Origin of the sequence: Halomonas sp. 3D7M (genome assembly GCF_014897885.1) — a bacterium.
Lineage (GTDB): Bacteria > Pseudomonadota > Gammaproteobacteria > Pseudomonadales > Halomonadaceae > Vreelandella.
This window is the reverse complement of sequence record NZ_JABUZF010000267.1, coordinates 14,626-14,852: the sequence shown is the minus strand read 5'-3', so window position 1 is coordinate 14,852 and position 227 is coordinate 14,626. Positions and strand designations below refer to the sequence as shown.

The following is a 227-nucleotide window of genomic DNA, read 5'->3' as shown; positions in this document are numbered from 1 at the left end:
TCTTGTTTGATCAACTCGATGGCTTTTTCACGCGCTTCGTTAGAGAACGCATCACCATTGATTGATTTACTGTACAGGCCCTCTTGCTTGGCAAACTTGTCAAATGCAGCACTGTTGTACCAGCCAGCAGTGCCGGTTTTTTTCTCACTACTAGGCTTTTCAAAGAAAACACCTAGGGTATCAGCGCCATAACCAAAGGCAGCCGTAATACGCTCTGCCAAGCCGTA

The 227-nt window shown here is 46.7% G+C and carries 1 pseudogene; it reads right to left on the bottom strand.

From position 1 onward, the window contains the following. Nucleotides 1–227, bottom strand: a pseudogene (locus tag INT22_RS21440) (bifunctional NADH-specific enoyl-ACP reductase/trans-2-enoyl-CoA reductase); the annotation flags it as partial.